Origin of the sequence: Serinibacter arcticus, assembly GCF_004786095.1 — a bacterium.
GTDB lineage: Bacteria > Actinomycetota > Actinomycetes > Actinomycetales > Beutenbergiaceae > Litorihabitans > Litorihabitans arcticus.
In genome coordinates this window covers 480,664-498,854 of sequence record NZ_RHPJ01000002.1, presented here as the reverse complement: position 1 = coordinate 498,854, position 18,191 = coordinate 480,664, and the positions used below count along the sequence as shown (strand labels likewise).

At 64.8% G+C, this 18,191-nt stretch carries 15 protein-coding genes and 1 tRNA gene; 5 read left to right on the top strand and 11 right to left on the bottom strand.

The annotated features are described in order from the left end of the window. Nucleotides 1-22 precede the first annotated feature (22 nt). Nucleotides 23-943, bottom strand: coding sequence for a pyridoxal 5'-phosphate synthase lyase subunit PdxS (gene pdxS, locus SERN_RS06955; protein ID WP_135849384.1), 921 nt, complete (start codon nt 941-943; stop codon nt 23-25). A gap of 69 nt (nt 944-1,012) precedes the next feature. Continuing rightward, entirely contained in the window at nt 1,013-1,903 is an 891-nt protein-coding gene (locus SERN_RS06950; protein ID WP_135849383.1) for a helix-turn-helix transcriptional regulator, read from the bottom strand. 137 nt (nt 1,904-2,040) lie between these two features. On the opposite strand from SERN_RS06950, the gene SERN_RS15540 reads away from it, so the two are divergent. Together SERN_RS15540 and SERN_RS06940 are read left to right on the top strand one after the other, a co-directional pair. Continuing rightward, nucleotides 2,041-2,634: a cyclophilin-like fold protein gene (locus tag SERN_RS15540; protein WP_199241537.1), complete on the top strand. Its 594-nt coding sequence runs from the start codon at nt 2,041-2,043 to the stop codon at nt 2,632-2,634. A 30-nt stretch (nt 2,635-2,664) separates the two neighbouring features. Beyond that, nucleotides 2,665-3,072, top strand: coding sequence for a (R)-mandelonitrile lyase (locus SERN_RS06940; RefSeq protein ID WP_135849382.1), 408 nt, complete (start codon nt 2,665-2,667; stop codon nt 3,070-3,072). An 18-nt stretch (nt 3,073-3,090) separates the two neighbouring features. Here SERN_RS06940 and SERN_RS06935 read toward each other — a convergent pair whose 3' ends face one another. The 9 genes from SERN_RS06935 to SERN_RS06895 form a co-directional block, all read right to left on the bottom strand. Further along, on the bottom strand, nt 3,091-3,855 hold the full coding sequence (locus SERN_RS06935; RefSeq protein ID WP_135849381.1) for a hypothetical protein: 765 nt from the start codon (nt 3,853-3,855) through the stop codon (nt 3,091-3,093). A gap of 4 nt (nt 3,856-3,859) precedes the next feature. After that, nucleotides 3,860-4,675 (bottom strand): hypothetical protein, encoded by an 816-nt coding sequence (locus tag SERN_RS06930; RefSeq protein WP_199241536.1) that lies wholly within the window; start codon nt 4,673-4,675, stop codon nt 3,860-3,862. A gap of 483 nt (nt 4,676-5,158) precedes the next feature. Next, a complete protein-coding gene (locus SERN_RS15535) occupies nt 5,159-5,575 on the bottom strand; it encodes an NUDIX domain-containing protein (protein ID WP_199241535.1) in 417 nt (138 codons plus the stop codon). 74 nt (nt 5,576-5,649) lie between these two features. Beyond that, nucleotides 5,650-7,722: an AIPR family protein gene (locus tag SERN_RS06920; RefSeq protein ID WP_135849380.1), complete on the bottom strand. Its 2,073-nt coding sequence runs from the start codon at nt 7,720-7,722 to the stop codon at nt 5,650-5,652. Continuing rightward, the gene (locus SERN_RS06915) at nt 7,719-8,705 is read right to left on the bottom strand and encodes a PD-(D/E)XK motif protein (protein ID WP_135849379.1); all 987 of its coding nucleotides are present in this window, start codon (nt 8,703-8,705) and stop codon (nt 7,719-7,721) included. Before SERN_RS06915 ends, SERN_RS06920 begins: the two co-directional genes overlap by 4 nt. Next, nucleotides 8,671-11,349: a Z1 domain-containing protein gene (locus SERN_RS06910; protein WP_135849378.1), complete on the bottom strand. Its 2,679-nt coding sequence runs from the start codon at nt 11,347-11,349 to the stop codon at nt 8,671-8,673. The genes SERN_RS06915 and SERN_RS06910 overlap by 35 nt, the downstream gene beginning before the upstream one ends. After that, nucleotides 11,346-12,839, bottom strand: coding sequence for an ATP-binding protein (locus SERN_RS06905; RefSeq protein WP_135849377.1), 1,494 nt, complete (start codon nt 12,837-12,839; stop codon nt 11,346-11,348). Before SERN_RS06905 ends, SERN_RS06910 begins: the two co-directional genes overlap by 4 nt. Nucleotides 12,840-12,964: 125 nt before the next feature. Further along, the gene (gene dcm, locus SERN_RS06900) at nt 12,965-14,572 is read right to left on the bottom strand and encodes a DNA (cytosine-5-)-methyltransferase (protein ID WP_158292594.1); all 1,608 of its coding nucleotides are present in this window, start codon (nt 14,570-14,572) and stop codon (nt 12,965-12,967) included. A gap of 82 nt (nt 14,573-14,654) precedes the next feature. Continuing rightward, nucleotides 14,655-14,743: transfer RNA gene (locus SERN_RS06895), tRNA-Ser, on the bottom strand. A 260-nt stretch (nt 14,744-15,003) separates the two neighbouring features. On the opposite strand from SERN_RS06895, the gene SERN_RS06890 reads away from it, so the two are divergent. From SERN_RS06890 to SERN_RS15965, 3 genes are read left to right on the top strand one after another with little or no spacing between them, the layout of a single operon-like run. After that, nucleotides 15,004-15,723: a DUF4956 domain-containing protein gene (locus SERN_RS06890; RefSeq protein WP_135849375.1), complete on the top strand. Its 720-nt coding sequence runs from the start codon at nt 15,004-15,006 to the stop codon at nt 15,721-15,723. Further along, nucleotides 15,720-16,502 (top strand): polyphosphate polymerase domain-containing protein, encoded by a 783-nt coding sequence (locus tag SERN_RS06885; protein WP_135849374.1) that lies wholly within the window; start codon nt 15,720-15,722, stop codon nt 16,500-16,502. The genes SERN_RS06890 and SERN_RS06885 overlap by 4 nt, the downstream gene beginning before the upstream one ends. Nucleotides 16,503-16,514: 12 nt before the next feature. After that, nucleotides 16,515-18,185, top strand: coding sequence for a carbohydrate-binding domain-containing protein (locus SERN_RS15965; protein WP_135849373.1), 1,671 nt, complete (start codon nt 16,515-16,517; stop codon nt 18,183-18,185). Nucleotides 18,186-18,191 lie beyond the last annotated feature (6 nt).

Here is an 18,191-nt window from a genome sequence, read left to right as displayed (position 1 = left end):
GACCTCACCGCTCGACCTGACGTCACCAGCCGCGCTCGGCCAGGCGGTGCGCGACCGGGATCTCGTCCACGTTCAGGCCCACCATCGCCTCGCCCAGGCCGCGGGAGACCCGCGCGATGACGTCCGGGTCGTCGAAGAACGTCGTCGCCTCGACGATCGCCTTGGCGCGCTGGGCGGGGTTGCCGGACTTGAAGATGCCGGAGCCCACGAACACGCCCTGCGCGCCGAGCTGCATCATCATGGCGGCGTCGGCCGGGGTGGCGATGCCGCCGGCGGTGAACAGGACGACGGGCAGCGCGCCGGTGCGGGCGACCTCGGCCACGAGCTCGTACGGCGCCTGCAGCTCCTTCGCGGCGAGGAACAGCTCGTCCTCGGGCAGGGAGGAGAGGCGGCGGATCTCGCCCCGGATCGTGCGCATGTGGGTGGTGGCGTTGGAGACGTCGCCGGTGCCGGCCTCACCCTTGGAGCGGATCATGGCCGCGCCCTCGGTGATGCGACGCAGGGCCTCGCCCAGGTTGGTCGCGCCGCAGACGAACGGGGCGGTGAAGGCCCACTTGTCGATGTGGTGGGCGTAGTCGGCCGGGGTCAGCACCTCGGACTCGTCGATGTAGTCGACGCCGAGGCTCTGCAGCACCTGCGCCTCGACGAAGTGGCCGATGCGCGCCTTGGCCATCACGGGGATCGAGACGGTCGCGATGATCTCGTCGATCATGTCCGGGTCGCTCATGCGCGAGACGCCGCCCTCGGCGCGTATGTCGGCGGGCACGCGCTCCAGAGCCATGACGGCGACGGCGCCGGCGTCCTCGGCGATCCGGGCCTGCTCGGCCGTCACGACGTCCATGATCACGCCGCCCTTGAGCATGTCCGCCATGCCGCGCTTCACCCGCGCGGTGCCGGTCGCACGGGTGTTCTCTTCTGCCTGCGTGGCACTGGTGTCAGACACGATGACGTCCTCTTCTCCGAGCGGGGACGAAAGCTCGTCCCACCTGGTCGATCCTAGCTTCGGGGCGCGTCACGGCCCCGATCGGTCGTGGACGGCGGAGCGGACGCCGGCGTCGCTCGCCCAGCTCGCGAGGATCTGCAGGCGCTCGGCCGACGGCGATCCCGGCTCGGCCGTGTAGACGAGCAGGGCCAGCCCGTCCTCGGCCGCGACCGACAGCTCCTCGTAGCTCAGGACCAGCTCGCCGACCACCGGGTGGTGGAAGCGCTTGGTCCCGGCGCCGTGGGTGCGCACGTCGTGCGCCGACCAGAGCCGGCTGAACGTCTCGCTGCGCGTGGTGAGCTCGCCCACGAGGTCCTGCAGCGCGCGGTCGTGGGGGTCGCGGCCGGCCTCGGCGCGCATGATGCCCACGCACATCGCGGCGAACAGCTCCCAGTCGGGGTAGAAGTCGCGCGAGGCGGGGTCCAGGAACTGGAACCGGGCGAGGTTGGGCACGCGCCCGCCGTCGCCGATCACGGGCGAGTAGAACGCGGTGCCGAGCGCGTTGGTGGCGATGAGGTTCTGCCGACGGTCGCGCACGAACGCGGGTCCGCCGGTGATCGCGTCGAGCGTGCGCTGCAGCCCCTGGCGCGCGGGCTGCTGCGCCGTCGCCCGGCGTCGGGCGCGACCGGAGGCGGGGATGCCGTCGGCGGCGCGCGCCAGGTGGTGCAGGTGACGGCGCTCGGTCTCGTCGAGCTGGAGGGCCCGCGAGAGCGACTCCAGCACGGAGGCGGAGGCGCCCGCGACGTCGCCGCGCTCGAGCTTGGCGTAGTACTCCACGCTGACGTCGGCGAGCGTGGCGACCTCGGCCCGGCGCAGGCCGGGCACGCGCCGGTTCCCGCCGGCGGGCAGGCCGACGTCGGCGGGCGTCAGGCGGGCCCGACGCGTCATGAGGAACTCGCGCACCTCGGCTCGGTTGTCCATGACCTCACGGTAGGGGTGCCCCGGGCGGTGAGGGATGCCCTGTCGGTACACGTTCCCGCAGGGACTCCCCGCGCGCGTGGGACAGGTCTTCACTGGGACGTGCTCCCGCCGTCCGGCGCGAGCAGGAGGGAGCCGGCGTGACCATCCGTGTCGACGGCCGCCGCGCGAGCGTGCGGTGCTCGGCGTTCACGCTGCTGACCGGACTGCTCGCCCTGGGGGCGTGCACCGCGGGCGACGGCGAAGCGCCGGCCGCGCCTTCGTCGTCCCCGACCGTGCTGTCGTCCCCCGGCCCGACCGCGTTGCCGAGCCCGCCGCCGAGCGCCCCGGCCCAGACCACCCCGCCCACCCCGGAGTCAGGAGAGACCGTGCCCGAGCCGACCGGAACCGCCGTCACGCTGACGATCGGTGAGCAGCGCATCACCGCCACGCTGAACGACTCCCCCGCCGCCCGGGCGCTGGCGCAGCAGCTGCCCCTGACCTTGGCCTTCGACGACTTCAACGCCGTGGAGAAGATCGCCCGGCTCGAGACGCCGCTGCCGATGGCGGGCATGCCGCCCGGCGACGACCCCGAGATCGCCGACATCGGGTTCTACGCGCCGAGCGGCGATCTCGTCCTGTACTACGGCGACGTCGGGTACTACACGGGCATCGCCCGCCTCGGCACGTTCGACGACGTCGCCGCGATCGAGGCGATGACCGGCCCGTTCACGGTCGTCGTCGCGCCCGCCTGAACCATCCACCCCCACCCGAGAGGCAGCACCATGAGGATCCTCCCCACCAGCCCGACCGTGAAGAACCCGCCCGAGTGGTTCACCGGCGACGTCTGGCTCGACCCGGTCGTCTCCCCGCAGGACGAGGGGCAGCGCCTCAGCGCCGGCCTCGTCCGCTTCTCCCCCGGGGCGCGCACCGCGTGGCACTCCCACCCGCTGGGCCAGACGCTCCGCATCGTGGAGGGCACGGCCCTGGTCCAGGCGCGCGGCGGCGAGATCGTCGAGGTCTCGGCCGGCCAGACCGTCTACAGCCCTCCCGGTGAGGAGCACTGGCACGGCGCTGCGCCCGACAGCTTCATGACCCACCTCGCGCTGTGGGAGACGCCGGACGGCGAGGAGAGCGCCCGGTGGGGCGACCACGTCACCGACGCCGAGTACTCGGCGTCGTCCGGGGGCTGACCGCGTCGACGACGGCGCTCAGCACCCCTCGCTGTCGTAGACGCACAGGCGCTCCCACGCCGTGGCGAGGAGCAGTCGGGTGCTCTGGCCCGCCGACTGGACCTGGCTCTCGCCGCCCTGATAGCCCACGAGGGTGACGGCCGTGCCGCGGCGCGTCTGCGCGACGTAGTCGCCGATCGCGGCGGCGAGGTCGCCGGTGGCGGACGCGCCGTAGTAGTCGGTCACCAGGCCGTGGCCCTGGGCTCCGATGTCGACCCCCTCGACGACGTAGCGCGTCGCCGCGCCCTCGGTCGCCGTGCAGCTCTCCATCGACGCGAGGAGGGCGTCGGCTGCGGCCGTAGCCGCACCGGCGTCCGCGAATACAGCGACCTGTTGGATCCCGACGGGCTCCTCGAACTCGCCCGAGCCCTGGGTGACGGTCCACATGTCGAGGGCGTCCGGGGTCGGCGGCCGGCAGTCCTCGGGGAGGCGCCAGGCCGTGATGCCGGTGGCCTCCTTGCGCGGCTGGTCGGCCGTGCCGAGGAGCTCGGCGTCGAGGGTCGTTTCGGGCAGCACCTGGGCGGGGATGTCGACGGCGGGCTCCGACGGCGGCGGCTCGGTCTCGGTGGCGGTGGTGGCCGTCGGGCTGGCGCTGGTCGCCTCCTCGGAGGGGGACTCGGTCTCGCTGGTCGACGGCGTCGCGGACTCGCCCGGAGCGGCGTCGTCGCCGTCGGACGAGGGCGTGCAGGCGACGAGCGAACCCGCGAGGAGCACGGCACCGAGGGTCAGAGCGGAGCGTCTCATCGGTTCACCCTTCCGAGGCCGGGCGCCGGATGGCAAGAGGCGGGGCGCACCCGACGCACCACTCCCCCGGTGCGACGGAGTCCCCTCCCTTGTCCTTCAGCACGACCACGGTCGCCGGCTTTGTGGGGGTGAAGGCGGGCTCGTCTAGTTCCAGCACGTCGCCGACCGTCTTGACGGTGGCGAGAATGTCGCTCGGGGCGATGTCCTCGCCGTCGTCGAAGTAGTCGAACAACGGCAGGTTGAGGTGGACGTACGTCTCGCGGTCGTTGTGCGACGGCGGGGGCGCCTCCCCTGTGATCGCCGTCCACTGCTCGGCGGAGCAGAGGTGAACGAACACGCGGGCGGAACGCCCCGGGTCGTAGTCGTCGAGGGGACGGGAGTCGCGGTAGATCTTCTGGCGCATCGTGCGGCCGGCGCCGACCCCCGAGCCGAATGAGACATCGGCCATCACGTGAACGCCTGCCGCCCCACGGATCTGCGGGGACGCCGCCTTCTGCGCCTTCCAGGCCTCGGCGGCGAGGCCCACAGCGCGCAACTGGAAGCCGCCGACCGTCTCCTTGCCGGTGACCTGGCCCTCGACCGTGGCGCCGAGCCCGAGCCGGGTCGCGACAAACTGGCGCACGGACCCCTCGCCCGAGTTGACGCCGTCGAGCCAGGGCTGCCGCGGGAGGGACACGTAGCTCTGCGGGTCGGCGGTGAGCGTCTCGGACCAGATCGCGCCGCTGACGGCGCACACCTTGCCGATCGCGGTCTGCAGCGCCGCTGGTTCCTCGCCGCCGAGATCGAGCCACATCGCCCCGCGCTGACGGATCGGAAGCATCACGCCGCTGTGGGCGAACCCGTCAGCGGCCGCAGTGTCGGGTTAGTCCTGCACCCGGCGGAGCGGGAACGATCGAGGCTAGGCGGCAGGTGATGGAGGCCCTTCTCGGGGATCCGCACGGTCCGCCGGAAGTGGACGCGCACGGGCCCGAGGTGGAGGGTGTCGTTGCGGACGACGACGGCGAGCGGTTCGGTCACGTTCTCTCCTCGGTTTGGGGGTCGGTGCTCCCGGACGACGGAACTGCGGGGTGGATCGCGCGCGGCAACAGTGCTGCTGCGTTCATGGCAGGCCTGAGGTACCACAATCGCGCCGGAGGATGGAACCGGGCGACCGCGGGGTCGCTCGTCTCCTCACCCAGGTGTGCGACGGCGGCCTCGATCGCTGGAACCTGACCCTTCACCAGGAGGGTGCGCGCGACCTGGGTCGAGACCAACCGACGCGTTCCAGCTCGGGAAATTCGCGCACGTCGCCCGACCGCGGCGGCTACTCCACCTCGAAGGTGTTGCTGCGGAAGTCGGCGAAGCCCCAGGTGGTTGGGAGGTCGGGCTCCTCGACGCCGAGGAAGACCCGAACGGTCTTGCGGGACTGGGTGAACTCGCCGAGGTCGCCCAGCTCGACGTCGGGCGGGTAGGCGTAACCGGTCTGCTCGGCGAGCTCCCGACGCGCGGCGGCCTCGGCCGGCTCGTCCTCGGCGTCCTCGCCATTGGGGATGGACCACGATCCCGCGTCCTTGCGCGCCCAGAACCGGCCGCCCCAGTAACCGAGAAGCAGGAGCGGACCCGTATCCGGGTCGCGGCGGACAACGAGGAGGGCGACGCTGCGGGTGACGGCATGGGAGCAGTCCAGCCCTGGCGCCGGGTAAGCGCCAGGGCTGGACGGCGCGCCACGCTCTCCAGCCACGACACTGGGTGAACCCGTCCAAGACCAAGTAGGACAAATCGAGGGAAATCGAAGAAATACTATATCCCCAAAACTCAACGATCCTCAATCTCAGTGAAGCCAATCCTCCTCGCACGTTCCACCAGCGCGAAAAGCACCTTAGCCTGCGCCACTGACGGAAGACCGCCCCGCAAAACGATAGCGAGAATGCTACGATCTTTCTCAGTTGAAACACTGTATTTCACACCGAAGTCGCGCAGGCTAGCCCAGGACTCCGCGGGCACCTTTAGCGCGCGAGCCTGAATGTCAATCGTGTTGTCTATCTTCCTCGCCGATTTGGCCGCCGACCTCTGATCGCGCAGCGACTCCGTGGCGACCAAGGATCCGAGAAACTCCGTACTGAGATCAACGGGAACAGCTTCGAACGACTGCCAACAGGCAGGACGCTTCGCCCATTCGGTCACATTTGTCACAATACGCGTAGCCGACGTCAAGTGGGACAGCGCGCACTCAGCCAAACGCTCGGCCTCGTCTAGGACCACACTCGAGACTGCCTGCGACCGCCATATCTGGCCTAGATCGACGACATTTCCAGGACTGTGCCGATTCACCTCGCGTACGAGCTTCGCCATTGCATAGGTCGTGATATTCGCCAAGTAACCACTTTCGTACCAACTCGACCGGGCAACCCTAGCTCTAATCTGATTATAGAGGATAGACCGCGCCACCACGTCGCGAAAATAGGCCTCGTTGAAGGCATCGGAATCACGGACCCACTCGCTGTCGACCACTCTCGCAAACTCAGCAAAATTAATCTGAGCACCCTTACTCACAAGATGGGGATGCATCCGCCACGACATCTCGTAGCGCGCAACATCAGTTTTGGTAAGTATTTGCCGACGAGGGAACTTCGAATCGAAAGCCCTTTGCTCGACACCCATCTTCATCCCACGCTCGCTCTTGTATTGACCCCGCGCCCTCTCATAGAACCAACGAGTCTGCACGGTTGAGCCCGCCGATGCCGGGGCGGAGACGCGACGCGACATCTCCTCAAGACGAACGTGGTAAGGGTGATTCGCGAAGAAATCGGCCTCGCTCACCCTATTCTGCGTGTTCGCGAAACGCGAGATCTTCGGAACCATCTCAAGCGCCACCTGAGGCGGCACAACAATCAACTTCATCTGCACGAAGACGTCGCCGAGGTCAACGGGGACCTTCGAGTCACGCCTCGTGTAGAACAAAGTGGCTGTGGTCTGACCACCGTTGACGATCTGCAGATCGATGAGGCGGACAAGATTACCCGTGGCCTCGTCGAGGGTAACGGAGGCCGCCGTCGCCGAGATGCCATTGTTATACGGGAGGAAAAACTGAGGTGAGACTGTAGCTGTCTCTCGGATACCCTTGTTCGTCTTACCGACACCACTTAGGTACGACCGGACATTACCCTCCAGTAAGCGACTACCATATTGACCGTACAGATCCGCCAGAAGAGCGCCCGGAACCGCGGCCAGGAAGGTACTTATTTCCTGTCCGGGGTCTCCGACCGCCAGTACGCGAAGACCACCTTGGATGTGTTGCGCAAGATCAATCTCCAACGCCTCATGATCGAGTTTCGACTCCGCCAGATCATTTAGCCGGCTTGCGTCCCAAACATGATAGTCCAGCGGGATTCCGTTCAGTTCGGACGAATCGAAACTCCGAACGCGCGAGCCGAGTGTCGCGTCCGTAAAAAGATACAACCGGTATCTCGTAGTTCGCCCTGCACGCTCTCGCACCTCCCGACTAAACTGAAACGCCATCTCGCTCGGCTCGCGATCCTTCTCGAACACGCCACTGACTGAATCCCTGAGGAATGCTTCGAGGCTTCGAAAGGCGTAACGAGCAGCAGCCGTCGCCATGGTGCCCGACCCCAGTTCCTCAGTCGTCACCAGGATCGCTAGCGCTACCGAGTCGTCGTCGTCCCCAAGATCGAAGGCGTCAACCGCCACCTCGCGACCGCCGGCGTCGCTCGCGACAAAGTTAACCACCCGCGGGTCCACAAATTCTCCGGCCTCAGAGAGTTGCCCCGCGAGGATTTGCATGAGCGCGGCCTTGAAGTACTCGCCCTCAGCTTCTGCTAAGGCAGCGGCATCATCGAGCAACTCACGGCGATACTCGTCCACACTCATGCTTTCGAACCCTCCGAACTCGCCACAATATAAGACGCAATTGAAGATAAGTTCAACTGGTACGAGACCCTCTCAACCCCAGCCGGAACATCGGCCACCGTGATTCGGGGGAAATCTTCGTCCACTCGGTAAACCGTCTCGCTCAAGAACCTCACAGGACTGGTGTAGTACTTATCTGAAATATCGACGCCAAGGCGGTCCAGGCGAGAGAGAAGGTTTTCCGCACCGCCCCCCTCGGACATCAACACCGAACGAACAGACTCAACTAAAGTTGCGGCGGAAATACCTTCGGCAGAATACTCGAGCGGGCCTTCGACACGATGAACTACAAGCAACAACTCGGACCACTCCGTCGAAAGTTGCGCCGCTGAACTGATTGTGATTGCGGCTCCCAGCGGCCGCACGGACTTGACCTCAACATTTCCATCGTTGAACTCGAAGTCTTGAGGTGCCCCGAGCGGACCTACCCAACTGTCGACAGCTGTCCGCATCAACCCAGTCCTGGAGTACGCGCCAAAGTAGAGAAAGTGCAACTCCGCGCAAAGGCCACGGTATGCCTGCTCACCAAGCCGAACCTTCTGCGGAACAGATAGCAAGCGGCGCCAATCTGCCACGGCCTCCACCAGGCGAGAGAATCCCATTGAATCGTCCGGAGCATCCTCTGTTCGGGCAAATAGATCCACAGCCAGTCGCGAAAATACTGAGATCGACCCCTCATTCAGTAGAACCAACTCAAGTAGCCACGTTTCGTCCTTTTGACGGAACCCGGAACGCACTTCGACTAGATCCGAGAGCTCGAGTTCCGGAGGACGTCGCCGACTCAAAAAGGCAATAGATATACGGCCGTCCGACGTCATCCCAAAGAACCGCCGAAATGGGTGATGCGGGTCGAGCTCTCGGTACCCCACCTCACTGCGCCCGCGCATTTCCGCCCAGCGGAGTACAAAATCAGACCTCATCGTCCACTCCGATGCTGTCGTCATCGTCAGTCAGTATCAACTCTTGCAGAAAGACCTGGGCCTTGATAGCCACGGTGTTTAAAACGTAGCGGACCGAGTTTGCACTATGGTTCCCCTTCGTAGAATCTCCGGGGAATACGAGTTTGTACGATACAAGCGGGGCGAGTACAGATGGTCCGGGGGTAGAGGGAAACGTTGGTTCGATGGGATAAATCATGATCGCAGGCCGACGAAGTAGGCCGAAATACCGACTCTCAGGCACCCTAGACGGGTCGACATCCGGATTCGCCAACGCAAACTGATGGCGCTGGTCGGGCGTTAACAAAGTTCGCGCAACATCCAAGTTGCTGGCGATGCGGCCCTTGTCAGATACCCGAAGGAGGCCCGTGTCGTCTGTGACAACTTTGCGCCTTGTCATCTTCAAACTGGCTTGACCGATTTCGATCTCCGCGCCCTTGCCTGACATGACGACTACGTCCCACTGGCGCATCGCAGGATCCGATTGAGCGCGGACGTGAGCAGCAAGTGAAGAACTCAGACTTATCTCAGAGCCATGGGTCTGGAACTTTTCGACGAACTCGCCCACCACCCCGGCTCCGACGACGCCAAGGTGTCGATTCGCGTTCTCATCGAGGATTCCCACACCGGTTTCCGCGACCAGCGTGTCGAGAAGATCGATGTTTGCCTGCTGACTCGACAGGTCGGAACTCAACTTGACGGACTCCAGCGACCGCCCAACCAACGATACGGTCTTGGTCTCGGTACTCGTTGCCTTCATCTTGTTTCGAGCTGTGATCAGTAGCGCGTCAGGATGGTCCCTGACCGCGATTCCGAAATCTCGGGGCGTCAAGTTGAGTGCGTGCATAACCCGAAGTTCAGCCCTCAATTCACGAATCGAACTGTCTACATGCATAAAGTCCGCCGCTACTACCGGATCGATCCAGAGCCTACAGAGATCGTGATACCCGTCGCGGTATCCGAACCACCGCGCCATCTGCATGAGCGTGTCGGCAGCCGCAGCCTTTCGGTAGAAATAGCTAACCGTCAGACCGGAAAGCGTGAGCCCCCGACTCAAGACATCTCCGCCCACAGCGATCACGCTGCGAGGCATTTCCCAAGGATCTCCCTCACTGATAGCGCGATCTACTTTCGAATTATGCAGAGTCACTGAAACGTCTCTTGCGGCACCAGACAGTGCCGAGAGCACGTCTTCCCAGGGTTCTCCAACCCAGGCGTAATGCTGTTCGAAGGTCGATCTGACAAGACTCAACAGTTCGTTGAATGAGCCGTGAGCAAACGATTCTGAGTGGAATTCGATCGCGTTTAAGAGATCCGCAAAGTAGGACTGCAAAAGCCGATGCACCTGTTGCTGGACGTTTACGAATCGGCTAACGTTTACAAGCATCGAGCGCGGCCCTCGATCGCCGCGAATGTCGCGGATAGCGCAGGCGATAAGGAACGAACGTGTGGCGTCGTGGAGCGATTCCGGAAGGTTATCGACTTGAAGTTGAGACTTGTGGCCGAAGGGGAACGTGGCTGCAGCCCCTACTGGGTCAAGCGGTTCACTGAGGGAACCCCCGCCGAAGGTACTCTCGGGCCCAACGTAGTTGGAGGGGGCCTCCAGCGCGTAGATGTAATCGCGCGGAAAGAGGTCGTCCTCGACGGACTCATCGATGAAGATATTAGCGAATGGCGTCGCGGTAAAAGCTAGATACGAAGCTCGGCTGGATCGTTCGAGGATTGACCTGATTGCCTTGTTAATGGCAGTCGGGTCATCCTCGCCGCTCGTGTTGACCGACGCGTAATCTGATTCATCGTCCAGAAGCAGCAGCGGCAGATCGAGGGACTTGCCCGTTGCGGCTTGAGAGCGGAGCCAATCCTGAACAGCGTTAAGAACCGCCTTGTTCTTCTTGACGACAAGAATGTGAGGATTTACCGTGCTCGCACCGACTTGCAGGTTCAAGACCTGCTGATTCTTCTTGCCAAAATCACGTAGTTGCGTCGTCAACCCCGTAGCAGTTGCGATCGACTTATCGATGGTACCGATTCCGACGTACGACGTCTTTGCGGCAGATGTCAGGCGAGCCCCAGTGACGCGCGAATCTCGCCCGATGAACCCCTCGTCAACCCGAAGCTGCGTCTGTCGACGCAAGGACTCAGTGTTACCGGCTAGAACAATGATCAACTTGTAACCAAGGTCGGCGGCCTTGTTTAGGATTCCGAGATAGGTCGCAGTTTTTCCAGACTGCACGTCACCGATGATCAGTCCACGGCGCTGCCAGTTACCAATTGCTCGAGGGTCCCCGAGTAGTTCAACGATCCTGTCCGTCTGTTTGTCCATAGTTCGCAGGACGTTCGTCGGCAGGCCCTCCTGAGAAAGCATCTGCTTGTACGCCAGCCACCGCTCGAGCGTGGTCCCAGCCATGGCTTCTTGTAGCCAAGGCCTGAAAGCAGGCGCTACTACGGCCACGCCGGCGTCCATCTTGACGGATAGCCTGTCCATGAGTAGTTGTTTAGCCTGCTGAATCTCCTCAGGCGAACATGTGTACAACTGTCCGAACAGTGCTAGCGTCTGGTCGAGACTGTCCTCCTCGATCTCCCTGCCAGCAAAGTGAGCCGTCGATACTGTGACGAGTCGCGTCACGCGCTCCTGAGAGTCAGAATTCATTGGAGACGCTCCTTCATAAGGTCACTCAGATTTGGGATCCGACTGTACGGCTCGACGACCTGCATGACGGCGATCAAATCTTCGATCGTTGATCCTCTCGCGCTGTAGGCCGCCCAAACGGCCGACAGGTTGTCGACCGCGACAACGTCCGACGCCTCGTCCCGGCTTGTGGGAATCTCGTCATTGGTTAAACGAAGATGAACATCGTGGATAGGAAAGTTGTCCTCTACGAGCCGCAGGATCTGCTCAACTCCTTCGAGCGTTGTGTCGTGCTCAATCGCCTCGACCTGCGGGTGAGACCGGTTAACTTCATATCTGAAGCCGTCCCTGTCGGAAAGAACCGTCCATACGGGAACTTCGTTTGAGCGCTCGCTCCTGCCACGATAGGCCTGGGTCCGGCGACTCGGCTGAACAATCCGGTCTTGAAGTTTACGGAGACGATCTCTAATCACTGGGGGCGGGGTCGACCTAGACTTCTTGATATCAAGCGTCCATAGATGATCGAGGGTGTTTGGAACATCAACCTGAACGCGAGCGAGTTTACCCATCTCAGTTCTCGCCGCCAGTCTAAACCAAGTTCCCCAAACGATAAGGCGGCGAGCGCGGTAAACGTAGAATCCCTGACTATCCTTCAGATCCCGGTAGACGTGAGCAGTTGCTCGGTCTTTCGCCGAGACTTTCGATACGTGCGGGAGCGTGTAGGCCTGGACAGTGACGACTTCACCTTCGATCCTGATGGTCTCCTTGGGTGAACTCTGAGTCGCCCGGCTGTGTTTCATGAAAGGATCTGTAGCTCGGATTGGACGGCCATTGATCGAGATTCTGACCGCTGGCCCGCCCTCACCGTCTATAAATCGGTGGAAGACAAGGGAGAGATGCTGTTCTACCCGCCTGATTGCCGCGTCTAGCGAAGCCTGTGTGGGACCCTCTGTCGAATCAAGCAGATCCGTGTTCTGCCAGAGGACGACAGTTCCGTCGGATTGAAGGGGAGCGACCTCTGTAGTTCTGGCCACTTCCTGTTCGTCCAACGATAGAAGTTCCCAGCTTCGTGTGCTCGCAAGATGGTCGAGGTCCCAGCGCATGGCTGACACTTTCGCATCGCGGCGAGAGATCACCGTCAAGCGTCGGCACTGGGAGAGCGAGGCCGTCTTCAGCCCGAGGCCAAACCGACCTAGGTCCGATCCCGACCGATCCGTGGTCGGGCTCTTCGTAGCCAGCCGCATCGATTCGCGAAGTTCCGCGTACGCCATGCCCACTCCATCATCGGTGATGGAGATCCAGCGGTTCCCGGCAGAGCTGAAAGCGATATTGACCGCTGTCGCACGAGCTGCGATTGAGTTGTCGACGATGTCTGCGACCGCGGTCTCGAGGTCATAGCCGACGGCACGCATCGACTCCATAAGTTCGGGGCCCGGAGGCGCCTCTTCGTATTTCAACGACCCTCGCATGTGGTAGTGGTGCCGTGACTCCTCGCTGAGCCCTACCTGCACAGACTACTCACTGAAGTGCATCGTCGCGCGGCCGGCGTGCACCTCAGTCGGTGTGTCATCTCGTCGGCTCCCTCAGCGCCGATGGTGCAGCCACCTACATCGTCGCCTCTACGGGCGGCGCTGCTCTACTCCCGTTCTGCAAGCGCGGCGTGCGCGCTGATCTCGGTCGACCTTGCTGGTGGCGCGGCAACTCCCTCCCACCTAGATCGGATCTCTTTGCACCGTTCAATCAGGCGTCCGAGACCGCCCAGTCTATCCGCCTGGGTGTCTTCAAAGTGATGACAGACAAAATGGACGAAGGCGAATCGCACGGTTCCAACATGCACCGCGTTACCGAACTGCTTGTACGACTGTCCGGTTGGCTGGCCGGTCTTCAGCATTGCCTCGTAAACGCGATCAGGGAAGCCTTGCAGACGCCCCGCTTCGTACGGCGTAATCCGACGGCGTTCGCTTCCAAGGATGGGGGCTTGATTGATGGCGACTAATGCCGGCGCATAGTTCGCCTTCTTGACGCGCACGCCGGACGGGCGAAGCTGTATGAGACAAGCGTCTAACGAGCGCGCGTCCTTCGCCTGCCACTCGAGTTTACGCCAAGCATTGTTGGGTAGGTTCAGGATTGTTCTGAGCGTGTCACCGCTCTCCGGTCCTACAAGTTGGGCGGCATAGTTTTCGACGAAAGCCAACGATCGGTCGAGGAACTGATCCTTCCACTCTCGAACGTGCTCGCCACCATGTCGGTGCTTTGCAGCGTCCGCTCTTTCTCGAGCGAGCCACTTCTTGTCCGCCACGTCGAACCAAATTGGGTGCCCTGGGAACCATGCCCCTCGGATAGACCTCTTGCGAGTCGATACGACGTTCGCGATTAGAAGCTGATACGCATCGAACCACGTGTCGCTCCCGGATAAGCGATACTCAGTTTGCGAGCCCAGATAGCGTGCTACAAGATTTTCGGCCGACTCTGCGAGAGTCTCGTCGTTTGGTCGAATGGAGTCGATCCATTCGCGAGTCACAACGGCTGGGATTCCGTCTAGATCAACAAGGGGCGTGGTAGCGATCGCCCAGGTTTCGGGTGACCACGTGGAGTTCTTGGGTCGATCGAACGGGGATGTCGTGGGCGTCAGGTCCCGTCGAACTGCAAGGATGTAGACGCGCTCGCGATTTTGCGGTCCCCCACCCTGCTCCGGCGGGATTTGGTGTGGCGAGAAAATTGTGGGCTCCGGATTGACGGCGTACCCGAGATCGGACAAGGATCTTACGATTGTTGCGAAGGTCGTCTCGCGATGCAGAGGGCCGACCAGATTCTTGACATTCTCGAGGAAGACGATTTTGGGCCGCCTCATCGCGACGATCACGAGAATATTGTGGAAGAGCGTTCCTCTGACCGCGTCCAGAATTCCTTCTTGCTTGCCCGACTTGCTGAAGGCCTGGCAAGGGAAGCCCGCAGTCAGGACGTCAAAGTCTTCTGGGATATTCGCAAGTGCGATCTTTCCAGCGTTAGCCCGCTCGAGCAGATCTTGGATCGAGTGGCCCGCGTCAAGTGGAACGTCGTCGTTGATGTCCTCGGTAACATGTACACCTAGGTCGCCCTCAGGTATCCACGCCTTTGTGTAGACGTCTCTCGCGTGACGGTCCTTTTCAGCGACATACACACATCGTCCACCCAGCCCGGATAACGCAGCGTGAAACCCGCCCACGCCTGCGAAGAGATCGACGAAAGTGAAACTGCTATCCACCGGTCTCCTGGCTCGAGTGCTTTTGCAAGGTGGCGGTTTGTCAGATTGATCTACTAGGTCTGATCGTGCCGAACCACTATTGCGGAGACGGTGGGATTTGAACCCACGGAAGAGTTGCCCCTTCACGGCCTTAGCAGGGCCGCGCACTAGACCTGGCTATGCGACGTCTCCAAGACCGAACGGCTCCGGCGCGTCTGGCGGGACGCAGCCGGGGCCGATCAGCTCGAACGAGGCTACCCTGCCGGACCCCGTCCCACCAAAGCGAGCACGCCGCCTATCGCACCGGTCCGCACACGCAACCTCCAGCCCCCCACAGCGGGCCCAGCCACCCGCCGTCGTCCCACCCCCATCTCGCAGCCACCCCTGTGCCGCCGCACAGCAACCACACAGCGCGCCCCACCTGAATGGGACTCCTCACCGAAGGAGCCCCCATGACGATCAGCACCACCCTCACCCTGCTGGCAGCCGACCTCGCCGCCATCGCCGTTCTCGTGTTCGGCCTGTACCACCCGCGCCACCACCGTCGCGATCTCGTGGTCGCCTACCTCGGCATCAACATCGGGGTCTTCACGGTGTCGGCCACGCTGGCAAGCTCCGCCGTCGGCGCGGGCCTCGGGCTCGGGCTCCTTGGTGTCCTCTCGATCATCCGCCTGCGCTCGGACGAGCTGAGCCAGCGCGAGGTCGCCTACTACTTCGCGTCGCTCGCGATCGGCCTCCTCGGCGGCCTCGCCCCCAGCCCGGTCTGGCTCGCCGCCGCGGGGATGGCGCTCGTCGTCGGCGTCATCTACGTCGCCGACCACCCGCGCCTCCTGCCCTCCTCGCGCAGCCAGACCATCGTGCTCGACCGCGCCATCAGCGACGAGAACGAGCTCCGGGACCACCTCGAGGCGATGCTGGGCGCCGACGTCCGCGCCGTCCACGTCCAGCGCCTCGACCTCGTCAACGACTCCACCTGGGTCGACGTGCGCTACCGCCTCCGCCCCGGCTCCGGCCGCTTCCCCCGCGCGAGCATCCTGGCCGCGAGCGCCCACGGGACGCCGACGCCGACGCCGGCCACGGCGCCCCGCGCCACCGCCCTCGATGCGCTGGACTCCCCCACCCGGGCTCCGGCGTCGTCCCTCGACCCCGCGACCTCGGCGGCGACGCGATGAGCGCGACCACCGCCGTCGCCCCGCACGCGAGGGCGATCACTCTGGAGGAGCTCGTGGCCACCGCGCCGCTCCTGACGCGGACCGACCGCAAGTACCTGATCCCGACGTCGCGGCTCGACCTCGTCGACCACGCCGACCCCGACCTGCGCCTCCTGACCATCGGCGGCCTCACCACCCACGCCTACAGCTCCACCTACCTCGACACGGCCGACCTCACCGCCTACCGCCTCGCGGCCCACGCGCGGGCCAGCCGGTTCAAGGTCCGCAACCGCAGCTACCTCGACTCCGGTCTGACCTTCCTCGAGGTCAAGACGCGCTCGGCCCGCGGCGAGACGGTCAAGGACCGGCTCGACCTCAGCCTCGCCTCGCGCGGGGAGCACCAGCGCTTCGCCCCCACCACCGTGCGGCTGCGCACCGGGCACGAGATCGGCCCGCTCACCCCGGTCCTCGAGGTCACCTACGACCGCACCACCTACTACCTGCCCGCCAGCGGCAGCCGGGTCACGGTCGACACCGCCCTCACGTGGCGCTCCACCCTGACCGGCCGGACCCTCACCCTCCCGGGCCACGCGATCGTCGAGACCAAGACGACCGGCCGTCCGTGCGAGCTCGACCGCCTCCTGTGGCGCGACGGCGTCCGCCCCACCCGCCTGTCCAAGTACACCTGCGGGCTCGCGCTCACCAGCGACGAGCCGCTGCACCACAACCGCTGGCACCGCGTCGTGCGCGACCTCCAGGGCCTCGCCGCGACCACCACCCCCTCGACCACCACCCTCTGAAGGAGTTCTCCTATGCGTCCCTCCACCACGCCCCGCCGCTTCCGTCCCACCGCCCTGCGCAGGACCACCGCCGGGCTGCTCGCCGCCGGGCTCGGCCTCGGCGCCCTCGTCGCGTGCAGCACCGACAGCGCGACGGCGACCGGGACGGACGAGGCTTCGGCGTCGTCGTCCTCGTCGTCATCCGCGGACTCCGGGGAGGCGACGACGGACACGGCCACCGCGGCCGCCACCGCCACGACCGGCAGCACGAGCGTGGACGACGCCCTGGCCGCCAACCTGGCCTACGAGGAGGGTGACGCGTCCTACGACGCGGCCTCCGCCGTCGCCATCACGCTCGAGGGCGACACGGCCTCCGTGGACGGCGAGGGCGTCACGGTCGACGGCGGCACCGTCACCATCACCGCCTCCGGGACCTATGTGGTCTCGGGCGAGCTGACCGACGGCGCGATCGTGGTCGATTCGGCCGACGACGGCGTGGTCCGGATCGTGCTCGACGGCGCGACCCTCACCTCCTCCACCACCTCGCCGCTGCAGGTGACGGACGCGGGGAGCGTCGTCGTCGTGCTGGCCGACGGTTCGACGAACGCGCTGACCGACGCCGAGACCTACGTCTACGCCGACGGCACGGACGAGCCCAACGCCGCCCTCTTCTCCACCGCCGACCTGACGATCGCCGGCACCGGCGCGCTCACCGTCACGAGCAGCTCCTACGACGGCATCACGTCCAAGGACGGCCTCGTCATCGCGGGCGGCAACATCACCGTGACCGCGGTCGACGACAGCGTGCGCGGCAAGGACTACCTCGTGGTCCTCGGCGGAACGCTGACGATGACCTCCGGTGGCGACGGGCTCAAGTCCGACGACACCGAGGACGGCACGGCCGGCTACATCGCTGTCCTCGACGGCACGGTCGACGTGACGGCGGGCGACGACGGCGTCGTGGCCCAGACCGACACGCTCGTGGGCGGCGGTGAGGTGACGGTCTCCGCCGTCGACGACGGCGTGAAGGGCGAGGCCGAGGTCGTGCTCGGCGGCGGCACGGTGACGGTCACGGAGTCGACCGAGGGGATCGAGGGCGCGACCGTGACGCTGGCCGGGGCTGCGGTTGACGTGACCTCGTCCGACGACGGGATCAACGCGGCGTCCGACGTCGTGGCCGAGCCGTGGATCTTGGTGTCCGCCGGATCGGTGCTCGTGAACTCCGACGGCGACGGGATCGACGCGAACGGCGCCTTCACCGTGACGGGCGGCGACGTGGTCGTGAACGGGCCGACGAACGACGGCAACGGGGCGCTCGACGTCGACGGCGCGTTCGACGTCTCGGGCGGCACCGTCGTGGCGCTGGGGTCGGCGGGGATGGCGATGTCGCCGTCCTCCTCAGCTCAGGGGTGGATCTCGGCGTCGGTGAGCGCGGCGGCGGGCTCGAGCGTGGTGGTGACGTCCGCCTCGGGTGAGGAGGTGGCGACGTTCACCGCGACGAAGCAGACGGCGTCGGTCGTGTACTCGTCCTCGGCGGTGACGTCCGGTGAGAGCTACACCGTGACGGTCGACGGCGGCACGTCCGTCACCGTGACGGCCGGTGAAGCTGCGGCCGGTGGGATGGGCGGCGGGGGCGGCGGCGGCATGGGAGGCGGCCCCGGCGGTGGCGGCCAGCCGCCGGCGGGCGGGGGCGCCCGCCCCTGACTACCT

Coding starts and splice junctions, on each gene's coding strand:
- SERN_RS06950 (WP_135849383.1), bottom strand. CDS start 1,903: ATGGACAACCGAGCCGAGGTGCGCGAGTTCCTCATGACGCGTCGGGCC.
- SERN_RS06940 (WP_135849382.1), top strand. CDS start 2,665: ATGAGGATCCTCCCCACCAGCCCGACCGTGAAGAACCCGCCCGAGTGG.
- SERN_RS06935 (WP_135849381.1), bottom strand. CDS start 3,855: ATGAGACGCTCCGCTCTGACCCTCGGTGCCGTGCTCCTCGCGGGTTCG.
- SERN_RS06930 (WP_199241536.1), bottom strand. CDS start 4,675: ATGCTTCCGATCCGTCAGCGCGGGGCGATGTGGCTCGATCTCGGCGGC.
- SERN_RS06920 (WP_135849380.1), bottom strand. CDS start 7,722: ATGAGTGTGGACGAGTATCGCCGTGAGTTGCTCGATGATGCCGCTGCC.
- SERN_RS06915 (WP_135849379.1), bottom strand. CDS start 8,705: ATGACGACAGCATCGGAGTGGACGATGAGGTCTGATTTTGTACTCCGC.
- SERN_RS06910 (WP_135849378.1), bottom strand. CDS start 11,349: ATGAATTCTGACTCTCAGGAGCGCGTGACGCGACTCGTCACAGTATCG.
- SERN_RS06890 (WP_135849375.1), top strand. CDS start 15,004: ATGACGATCAGCACCACCCTCACCCTGCTGGCAGCCGACCTCGCCGCC.
- SERN_RS06885 (WP_135849374.1), top strand. CDS start 15,720: ATGAGCGCGACCACCGCCGTCGCCCCGCACGCGAGGGCGATCACTCTG.
- SERN_RS15965 (WP_135849373.1), top strand. CDS start 16,515: ATGCGTCCCTCCACCACGCCCCGCCGCTTCCGTCCCACCGCCCTGCGC.